11 protein-coding genes and 1 other annotated feature (1 of these 12 cut by a window edge) are annotated in these 9,704 nt (G+C 68.6%); of the genes, 9 read left to right on the plus strand and 2 right to left on the minus strand.

Features of this window, described 5'->3' with window-relative positions:
* The coding region (locus DEIPI_RS28780; RefSeq protein ID WP_045233692.1) for a metallophosphoesterase family protein at positions 1-646 on the plus strand (646 nt) is incomplete at its 5' end.
* A gap of 4 nt (positions 647-650) precedes the next feature.
* Here the strand turns inward: DEIPI_RS28780 and DEIPI_RS0105480 are convergent.
* Positions 651-1,979: a deoxyribodipyrimidine photo-lyase gene (locus DEIPI_RS0105480; protein ID WP_027481124.1), complete on the minus strand. Its 1,329-nt coding sequence runs from the start codon at positions 1,977-1,979 to the stop codon at positions 651-653.
* Positions 1,980-2,105: 126 nt separating this feature from the next.
* Between DEIPI_RS0105480 and tkt the strand changes: the two genes are divergently transcribed.
* The 7 genes from tkt (at position 2,106) to DEIPI_RS0105515 (ending at position 7,621) form a co-directional block, all read left to right on the plus strand.
* Complete coding sequence (tkt, locus tag DEIPI_RS0105485) at positions 2,106-4,079, plus strand: transketolase (RefSeq protein WP_027481125.1); 1,974 nt, start codon at positions 2,106-2,108, stop codon at positions 4,077-4,079.
* A gap of 81 nt (positions 4,080-4,160) precedes the next feature.
* Entirely contained in the window at positions 4,161-4,796 is a 636-nt protein-coding gene (gene gmk / locus DEIPI_RS0105490; protein WP_027481126.1) for a guanylate kinase, read from the plus strand.
* Positions 4,797-5,336, plus strand: a complete 540-nt coding sequence (locus tag DEIPI_RS0105495) for a macro domain-containing protein (RefSeq protein WP_027481127.1) — start codon at positions 4,797-4,799, stop codon at positions 5,334-5,336.
* A gap of 157 nt (positions 5,337-5,493) precedes the next feature.
* Positions 5,494-6,270, plus strand: coding sequence for an endonuclease III domain-containing protein (locus tag DEIPI_RS0105500; protein WP_027481128.1), 777 nt, complete (start codon positions 5,494-5,496; stop codon positions 6,268-6,270).
* 18 nt (positions 6,271-6,288) lie between these two features.
* Positions 6,289-6,522 (plus strand): hypothetical protein, encoded by a 234-nt coding sequence (locus DEIPI_RS0105505; RefSeq protein ID WP_027481129.1) that lies wholly within the window; start codon positions 6,289-6,291, stop codon positions 6,520-6,522.
* Positions 6,523-6,529: 7 nt separating this feature from the next.
* Entirely contained in the window at positions 6,530-7,180 is a 651-nt protein-coding gene (locus DEIPI_RS0105510) for a rhomboid family intramembrane serine protease (protein ID WP_027481130.1), read from the plus strand.
* A gap of 165 nt (positions 7,181-7,345) precedes the next feature.
* Entirely contained in the window at positions 7,346-7,621 is a 276-nt protein-coding gene (locus DEIPI_RS0105515; protein WP_027481131.1) for a GlsB/YeaQ/YmgE family stress response membrane protein, read from the plus strand.
* Positions 7,622-7,683: 62 nt separating this feature from the next.
* Here the strand turns inward: DEIPI_RS0105515 and lspA are convergent, their stop codons facing one another.
* Positions 7,684-8,217 (minus strand): signal peptidase II, encoded by a 534-nt coding sequence (gene lspA, locus DEIPI_RS0105520; RefSeq protein ID WP_045233693.1) that lies wholly within the window; start codon positions 8,215-8,217, stop codon positions 7,684-7,686.
* A gap of 76 nt (positions 8,218-8,293) precedes the next feature.
* Here lspA and DEIPI_RS0105525 point away from each other — a divergent pair, with 76 nt between their 5' ends.
* Entirely contained in the window at positions 8,294-8,761 is a 468-nt protein-coding gene (locus DEIPI_RS0105525) for an S-ribosylhomocysteine lyase (protein WP_027481133.1), read from the plus strand.
* A 231-nt stretch (positions 8,762-8,992) separates the two neighbouring features.
* Positions 8,993-9,704: a sequence feature (23S ribosomal RNA rRNA prediction is too short), on the plus strand (it continues 679 nt past the right edge of the window).

Here is a 9,704-nt window from a genome sequence, read left to right on the forward strand (position 1 = left end):
CGCGACGCGGGTCGTGCAGGGCAACTGGGACGCCCGCGTGGCGGGCGCCAGCCACCGCCCGCAGGACCTGTGGCCCCGCGCGCGCCTCACGCCCGGCCAGCTGAAGTACCTCGCCGACCTGCCCTTCGCCTTCGAGGAACGTCACTGCGGCCTGAACTGGCGCTTCCTGCACGCCTCGAGCCGCAGCGTCTTCCACCGCCTCTATCCTCACGCGAGTCTGCAGGAACAGCTCGACGCGTTCGAGGCCAACCCCGACGTGGGCCTGTCGGGACGCGCCGACGCGCTGGTATACGCCGACATTCACGAGGCGCTCCTGCTCGACGTGGAGGGCCGCCCGCTCATCAACTGCGGCAGCGTCGGCAACCCGCTCGACTCGACCCTCGCGACGTACGTCGTGCTGGAATTCGACGTCTGCGGGTACGGCGTGCAGTTCGTGCGGCTCGCCTACGACCGCGACGGCGAGATCCGCGCTGCCGAGGCCTCGGGGATGCCCTTCACGCGCGAATACGTCCTCGAACTGCTCACCGGGGCGTACCAGAAGCGCCGCGCGCGGGGCGCGGCGCTCGCGGACACGGGGAGCGAGCACGCGACCGATGCGCCCGCCGCGCTCGCCACGAGCGAGGCGGAGGGTACCCCGGACCGCTGAGCCTTCAGGTCCAGCGCCGCACGTACGCGTCCACGTCGAACTTGCGGCGCAGACCTCCCTCGCTGGCGGAGCGCACCGTGCCGTACACGGGCCGCTCCCCCCAGGGGCGGTCGTGCGACCCGAACACCCACGCGACGTTCGTGTAGGAGTTCGGGTTGCGCCCGTCGAGGAAGTACTTGTTGTTGAGGGAGAGCAGGGTCGCGTAGGCCTCCTGCGGGCTCGCGGACCACTCCAGCACCTTCTTGCCCCAGTAGATCCGCATGTAGTTCGCCATGCGGCCCGTGCGTTTCATCTCGTTGTTCGCGGCGTTCCATGCGGCGTCGTGCGTGTCGCTCGCCTCGAAGGTCGCGCGGTCGTACAGGTGCGGGCGCGGGTCCGCGGCGTGCTTCTCCAGCGTCTCGCGCGCCCAGCGCGGCAGGCCCTCGTAGCGGTCGTAGAGGGGGTTGAACTCGCAGAAGTTCAGGCTCAGCTCGCGCCGCACCACGAGCTCCTCCAGAAACGACGCGCTCGCGGGGTGCGCGTGCGCCTCGAGCGCCACCCGCAGGGGAGAGAGGTGCCCGTAGTGCAGGTACGCGGAGAGGCGAGACGCGACGCCCGCGTTGGGGTCGTTGCGCTCCCTGTCGTACCGCCCGAGGTGTTCGTCCACGAAGGCCGAGAGTCGCGCGAGCGCCGCCCGGCTCCCGCCGCGCTCCGCGCCCGGCCCGACGCTGGTGTCCGTCCCGAGGCGTTCCACCAGACCCTCCGGGTCGGAGACGTCCACCTCCAACGTGACGCCCGTGTAGCCCGTCACGTCCGGCGTGACCTCCACGGGCACGAGGTACCGCTCCATGAGACGCTGCACCTTGGGACGCAGCGTGCGCGCCGCCCACTCCTGCTTCCCGCTCGCGGTGTCCACCGGCACGACCGCGTCACCCTCCACCTGCACCACCGGCACCTCCGCGCGCTCCGCGAGCCTCGCGCGCCACTCGCGCAGGTGACGCAGGTACGCGCGGTCCGTCACGACGAGACACGCCTCTCGCGAGAGCTCCAGCGCGCCCTCGGGCGCCTCGCGGTCGAGCACCACGAGGTCCAGCCCGCGCGCCCGCAGACCGTCACGCGCGTCGCGCAGCCCTTCGAGCAGGAACAGGAAGGACCGTGCGTTCGCCTCCGGGTAGGTGGTCGTCAGGCCGAAGTACACCATGAGCGGCACGCCCAGCTCCCGCGCGCGCAGGGCCGCGTACTCCAGCGCGTGGTTGTCCTCCGCGCGCACGGACGCCTGCATCCAGTACAGGACGTACCGCCCCCTCGCGGGGGGGCCGGGCCGCAGCACGCGCACTCTCTCCTCTTGGATCATGCGGCGGTTCTACCCGGCTTCGCGGGGCGCTTCCGTAGGCGAACGCGCCCTCGGTTCCCACCGAATGTTGTGATTCCGTGAACCCTCGGCGCGGCCCCGCATGAGAGGTGAGGTTAAACTGCACCCATGAATCTGGAACAGCTCGCCATCAACACCATCCGCACCCTCTCCATCGACGCGGTGCAGAAGGCCAACAGCGGCCACCCCGGCGCGCCCCTCGGGATGGCGCCCATGGCGTACGTGCTGTGGACGAAGTTCCTGAGGCACAACCCCCGCAATCCCTACTGGATGGGCCGCGACCGCTTCGTCCTGTCCGCCGGGCACGCCAGCATGCTGATCTACTCGCTGCTGCACCTCACCGGCTACGACCTCCCCCTCGACGAGCTCAGGAACTTCCGTCAGTGGGGCAGCAAGACGCCCGGCCACCCGGAGTTCCACCACACGCACGGCCTCGACGCGACCACCGGTCCCCTGGGGCAGGGCGCCGCGATGACCGTCGGCATGGCCCTCGCGGAGGCGCACCTCGCCGCGCGCTACAACCGGGACGACCTCAAGGTCTTCGACAACTACACCTACGCCATCGTCTCCGATGGCGACCTGCAGGAGGGCATCAGCCACGAGGCCGCGAGCCTCGCGGGACACCTGCGGCTCGGCAAGCTCGTCTGGCTGTACGACGACAACGACGTGCAGCTCGACTCCGCCACGAACGTCAGCTTCAGCGACGAGACCACCCAGCGCTTCGAGGCGTACGGCTGGCGCGTCCTGTCCGTCCACGACGGCAACGACGTCGCCGCGATCGAGCAGGCCATCCACGCGGCGCGCGTCGGCGCGGACCAGCCGACCCTCATCCGCGTCAAGACGATCATCGGGTACGGCAGCCCGAACAAGTCCGGCACCAGCAAGGCGCACGGCGAACCCCTCGGCGAGGAGGAGGTGCGCCTCACGAAGCAGACGCTGCAGTGGCCCTACGAGGAGCCCTTCACCGTCCCCGACGAGGTGCGGGAGCACATGAGCGCCCTGGAGCGCGGCGCCGCGCAGGAAGCCGCCTGGAACGACCTGATGGCCCGCTACCGCGAGGCGCACCCGGAGCTCGCGGCGGAACTCGACCTCGGCTTCGCGCGTGACCTGCCCGAGGGCTGGGCGTCCGACGTGCCCACCTTCGAGACGGGCGGCAAGGCGCAGGCGACGCGCGCGTCGAGCGGCACGGTCCTCAACGCCATCGCGAAGCGCGTGCCCATGCTGCTCGGCGGCAGCGCGGACCTCGCGGGCAGCACCAAGACCACGATCAGCGGGGAGCCCTTCACGAAGATCGGGGAATTCCTGGGGCGCAACGTGTACTTCGGCGTGCGCGAGCACGCCATGGCCGCCTCCGCGAACGGCATGAGCCTCTACGGCGTCCTGCGCCCCTACGTCGGGACGTTCCTGGTGTTCAGCGACTACCTCAAGCCCGCGCTGCGCCTGTCCGCCCTGATGAACCAGCCCGTGATCTACGTGTTCACGCACGACAGCATCGGCCTCGGCGAGGACGGCCCCACGCACCAGCCCATCGAGCAGCTCGCGATGCTGCGCGCCACCCCGAACGTGCACGTCCTGCGTCCCGCCGACGCGAACGAGACGGCCGCCGTCTGGCAGATGGCGCTGGAACGAAGGGACGGCCCCAGCGTCCTCGTGTTCTCCCGTCAGGACCTGCCGGTGCTGCCGCGCAACCATCAGGGCGTGCGGCGCGGCGCGTACGTCGTCAAGGAGGCCGACACGGAGGTGCGCGTCGTGCTGATCGCGACGGGCAGCGAGGTGCACCTCGCGATGGAGGCCGCCGACCTGCTCGCCCAGGAGGGCGTCGGCGCGCGCGTCGTGAGCATGCCGAGCGCGGAGGTGTTCCGTGCGCAGGACGAGGCGTACCGCGCGTCCATCCTCCCGGCGGGCGTGAAGCGCGTCGCGATCGAGGCGGCGTCCCCGGTGGGCTGGCACGAGTGGGTCGGTACGGACGGCGCGGTCGTCGCGATGCAGGGCTTCGGCGCGAGCGCGCCCTACAAGACGCTGCTGGAGAAGTTCGGCTTCACCCCGCAGAACATCGCGAAGGTGGCGCGCGGCCTGCTGTAGAGCGGTCAGCGGTCAGCCGTCAGGAAGGGCGCTCCTCGGGGCGCCCTTCCTGCTGATCGCTGATCGCTTATTCTGTGACGAATGCAAGGCGACTCCTCCAAACACACGCCCAAGAAGCGCGGTCTGCTGCTCGTCATGACGGGCGCGTCCGGGGTGGGCAAGGGCACCCTGCGCGCCAGGTGGCTCGCGGACAAGGACGTGTTCTACTCCGTCTCGTGGACGACGCGGGAGCAGCGGCCCGGCGAGCGTGACGGCATCGACTACCACTTCCGTCATCGGGACGAGTTCGAGGCGGCCCTGGAGGGTGACGGCTTCCTGGAGTACGCGGAGTTCGTCGGGAACTTCTACGGCACGCCCCGCGCGCCCGTCGAGGAGGCCCTCGCGAGCGGCCAGGACGTCGTGCTGGAGATCGAGGTGGACGGCGCCATGCAGGTCGCCGCGAAGAGCCCCGAGGCGGTCCTGATCTTCATCGTGCCGCCCAGCCTGACGGAGCTGCGCCGCCGTCTGGAGGGCCGCGCCACGGAGACGCCCGAGCGGATCGAGAAGCGCCTGCGCCGCGCCCGCGAGGAGATCCTCGCCGCGCACAGCTTCCGCTACGTCCTCGTGAACGACGACGTGGACCGCGCCGTCACCGACCTCGAGGCGATCGTGCACGCGGAGCGCCTGCGTTCGGACCTCATCACGGACGCGGAGCTGCGCCGCATCGTGGAGACCTGAATGCCGGTCACGCTCGTGCGGGGCAGCATCGTGGAGGAACGCGCGGACGCGGTCGTCACCGCCGCGAACGCGCAGCTCGCGGGCGGCGGCGGCGTGGACGGCGTGGTACACCGCGCCGCCGGGCCGCGCCTGCTGGCGTACATCCGCACGCTGGGCGGCTGCCCCACGGGCTCGGCGGTGATCTCGCCCGCCTTCGACCTGGAGGCGCGCGGTGTGCGGCACGTCATCCACGCGGTGGGGCCCATCTGGCGTGGGGGGAATTCCGGCGAGGCGGACCTGCTGGCGTCCGCGTACCGCCGCTCGGTGGAGCTCGCCGTGGAGGCGGGCTGCGCGAGCGTGGCCTTTCCCGCCATCAGCACGGGCGTGTACGGCTACCCCGTGGAGCGCGCGGCGCCCGTGGCCCTGCGGACGGTGAGGGAGGCACTGGACGCGGCGGGCTCCACGCTGGAGGCGCGCTTCGTGCTGATCGACTCCGGGACCTTCCGGGTGTTCGCGAACGCCCTCGACGACCTGGACGGCGAGCGGAAGCCGCCTGCATAGCTTGACGCCCGGTGCATACCGGGGTATCCTGTTTTCATCAGCGGCCGGGAAGGCCGCTTTTTTCGTTCCCTGACGGGTTCGTGGCCGGGGTGGGAGACTCAAGATCGGCGCAAGACCGCGCCCCAAGGTCTCAGCGAGCCGGGGCGGACAATGCGGCATGGACCGACCCACCCGCACGAGACGCTCCCGGTCCCCCGCGACCGACCAGCCGGGCCTGCTGCCCGAACCGGGCGAGGGCAAGCCCAGCAACGCCGCCGACCTGCCCGCCCGCGCGCTGGAGGTGCACCACCGCCTGCAGCGCGAGTACGGAGGCCGCGACCACGTGCCGCGCCGTGAGCCCATGCACGAGCTGATCTCCACGATCCTGTCGCAGCGCACCACGTGGCGCAACGAGGACCTCGCGTACCGCCGCATGATCGAGCGCTTCGGCGACTGGGAAACGATCGAGCACGCCGACGTCGCCGAGCTCACCGACGCGATCTCCCCGTCGAACTACGCGGAGGTGAAGGCGCCGAACATCCAGCGGACGCTGCGCTGCATCCGCGAGCGGCGCGGCGGCTACGACCTGTCGTTCCTCGCGGACATGACGCCGGAAGAAGGAATGGCGTGGCTCCTCGACCTGCCCGGCGTGGGCCTCAAGACCGCGAGCCTCGTGCTGCTGTTCTGCTTCGCGAAGCCCGTGCTGCCCGTGGACACGCACGTGCACCGCGTGAGCCAGCGTGTGGGCCTGATCGGGCCGAAGGTGATGCACGAGGCCGCGCACCGCATCCTGCTGGCGATGCTGCCGCCCGATCCGCCCCTGCTGTACGCCTTCCACGTGAACATGCTGCGTCACGGCCAGAAGGTCTGCACCTTCTCCCGTCCGTACTGCTCGCGCTGCGTGCTGCGTGACGTGTGCGACTACGGCACGAGCCCCGACACGGTGAAGTACTAGGGCGGCACAATGACAGGCATGACCGACCGTCCCGACCTGAACGTCCTGATGCGCGAAGTGATCGACCTGGCCCGCGAGGCGCGCCGCCTGGCGCGCGCGGGCGGCAACGACGTGGCCGCGAGCAGCGCTGACAACTTCGAGCAGGGCGCGGCGAACGCGTACCGCAATCAGAACCGCGAGCAGCTGGAGAACAACCTCACCGCGGCACGCTCGCTGGTGGAGCACCTGCGGGCCCTCACCCCGAAAGCGTAGGTCTTCCTTGTTTCCCCTCTACGACGACAACCGCACGGGCCGCGTTCCCTGGGTGACGCGGCTCCTGATCGTCCTCAACGTCCTCGTGTTCATCTACCAGTCCTCGCTGACGCAGCCTCAGCTCGACGCGCTCGTCACGAACTACGGTTTCGTGCCCGCGCGGCTCTCGGTGGACCTGCCCGGCGCGATCCTCGCGATGTTCACGAGCCAGTTCCTGCACGGGAGCCTGTGGCACCTGCTGGGCAACATGTGGTTCCTGTTCGTCTTCGCGGACAACGTGGAGGACCGCTTCGGGCACCTGCCGTTCCTGCTGCTTTACCTCGCGTGGGGTGTGGTGGCGGCGCTCGCGCAGGCCTTCTTCGGCGGAGACCCGAGCGTGCCGATGGTGGGCGCGTCGGGCGCGATCAGCGGCGTGCTGGGCGCGTACCTCGTGACGTACCCGCAGGCGCGCATCCGGACCTTCCTGCCGATCTTCGTCATCTTCCTGCTGCCGTGGGTGCCGGCGATCGTGTACCTGCCGTACTGGTTCTTCCTGCAGGTGCTGAGCCTGCAGGGCGGCGAGTCGAACGTCGCGGTGATGGCGCACATCGGCGGCTTCGTGGTGGGCGTGCTGCTGTGCCTGGTGATTCCGCGTCCCCGACCCACCTCGCTTCGCTGACGTGAGTCCTCGATCAAGCTCAATTGATCATGAAGCCCTTCCGGCTCTTTTTTATTGTTCTTAAACTACTATTGAAAAGGTGGTGAGATCGACATAGGACGCGATCCGACATTCCTATCCTCGGTTCACAACGGCAAACGTTGAGCACTCAAGGAGGATCACATGCTGTCTTGGATTGTTGCCATTCTCGTCGGAGCTTTCTGCGGTTGGATCGCCAGCATCATCATGCGCACGGACGCCCAGCAGGGCGCCCTCGCCAACATCATCATCGGCATCGTCGGCGCGTTCCTCGCGCGCCTCATCTTCGGTGACCTGCTCGGCATCGGCGGCGCGAGCGGCACGGCCGCCTCGAACGGCTTCAGCTTCTGGAACATCATCTGGGGCATCGTCGGCTCGGTCGTGCTGATCGCCATCCTCAAGGCCCTGCGCGTCCTGCGCTGAACCACCATTCACAAACACGAAAGGGCGAGACCTCGGTCTCGCCCTTTCGTGTGATGGTCCCCTCAGCGGCGCGGACGCACGAAGCTGCCGAGTAGGAGCAGGATCACGCCGACCACCACGCAGCTGTCCGCCACGTTGAAGATCGGGAACTCGCTGCCGTTGATGGCGCGCGTCACCGACGACAGGGCGGGGGAGTAGAACATGTCCGTCACCTTGCCCTGCCGCAGCCCGTCGATGGCGTTGCCGACCGCTCCGGCGGAGATGAGGCTCAGGCAGAACGTGGTGAGGCGGTCCTGACGGCGCACCACGACGTACACCAGCAGCGCGATCCCCACGAGCAGACGACCCACCGCGAGCGGCAGCGCCGAACCGCTCAGCAGGCTCCAAGCGGCGCCCGTGTTGTACGTCAGGAGCAGGCTCAGCAGGCCCGGCACGACCGGACGCGGCGCTCCGCCCAGGCCGAGGTTCGCGATGGACCACGCCTTGATCCACTGATCCGCGACGAGAAGGAGGACCGCGAGCGCCACCGGCACCCACACGGGAAAGGACCGCGGGCGGACCGCGGGGGCGGCGTCACGAAGGTCAGGCTGCTGCACGAGGAGCAGTATAGGTCGCCCGGCGTGAGGAGCGGGAACACCATCCGCACCTTCCCGGCGTCGCACAATGGTCGGCATGGCGAACGTGGAATCCTTCGACCTCGACCACACCAAGGTGCGCGCGCCCTACGTGCGGCTCGCGGGTCTCAAGCGCACCCCGCGCGGCGACGCGATCAGCAAGTACGACCTGCGGCTCCTGCAACCCAACGCGGGCGCGATCGAACCTGCCGCGCTGCACACCCTGGAGCACCTCATGGCGGGCTACCTGCGCGACCACCTCACGGACGTCGTGGACGTCTCCCCGATGGGCTGCCGCACCGGCATGTACATGGCCGTCGTCGGGGAGCCCGACGAGCAGGGCGTGCTGCGCGCCTTCGAGTCCGCGCTGCGCGACGTCGCCGCGCACGACCGGCCGATCCCCGGCGTGAGCGAGCTGGAGTGCGGCAACTACCGCGACCACGACCTGGAGCGCGCGCGGCATTACGCCCGGGAGGCGCTCGCGGGCGAGCTCAAGGTGCAGCCGACCGTCCTGATCGAACGCTGAGCGGCGCGGAAGGGAAGGGGGAGCGAAGCTCCCCCTTCCCTTCCTTCGTGAAATGGACGCGCCCCTCCTTGACAGGTTCTTGAGGGTGGTCTATTCTTTTTGAGCCTCAGTTGAGGCGGTGCCCCTGGTGGGCGCGACGCATGACAACCGAAGAACCACGAACCAACCACCCTCGGGAGGCAACTCCCGATCACGAACTGACGTTCAAATGGTGGAAGGTCAAGATAGGAAGGGTCCACGGTGGATGCCCTGGCACTGGAGCCGACGAAGGACGTGGCGACCGACGAAACAGGACGAGGAGCTGGAAGCAAGCGATGAGCCGTCCGTATCCGAATGGGGAAACCCACCGACTGCGAACAGTCGGTACTCCACCCTGTGTGGAGAGGGAACGCGGGGAACTGAGACATCTCAGTACCCGCAGGAGCAGAAAGAGACATCGATTCCGGTAGTAGCGGCGAGCGAACGCGGAAGAGCCCAAACCGAAGAGTTCACTCTTCGGGGTTGTAGGACCAGCAGAACGGACTCCGAATTCGTACCCGAACGCGATGGAAGACGCGACCAGAGCGAGTGACAGTCTCGTAGGGGAAACGATGCAGGACCAAGCTGGCACCTGAGTAGGTCGTTACGCGTGAAGTGATGACTGAATCCGCCCGGACCACCGGGCAAGGCTAAATACTCCCAGTGACCGATAGCGAACAGTACCGTGAGGGAACGGTGAAAAGAACCCCGGGAGGGGAGTGAAAGAGAACCTGAAACCGTGGACTTACAAGCAGTCACGGCCCCACACGCGGGTTGTGGCGTGCCTATTGAAGCATGAGCCGGCGACTTAGATCTCACGTGCAAGCTTAAGTCAAGAGACGAAGGCGGAGCGAAAGCGAGTCTGAACAGGGCGCACAAGTACGTGGGACTAGACTCGAAACCAGGTGAGCTAAGCATGACCAGG

The sequence above is a fragment of the Deinococcus pimensis DSM 21231 genome, from assembly GCF_000519345.1.
Classification (GTDB): Bacteria; Deinococcota; Deinococci; order Deinococcales; family Deinococcaceae; genus Deinococcus_A; species Deinococcus_A pimensis.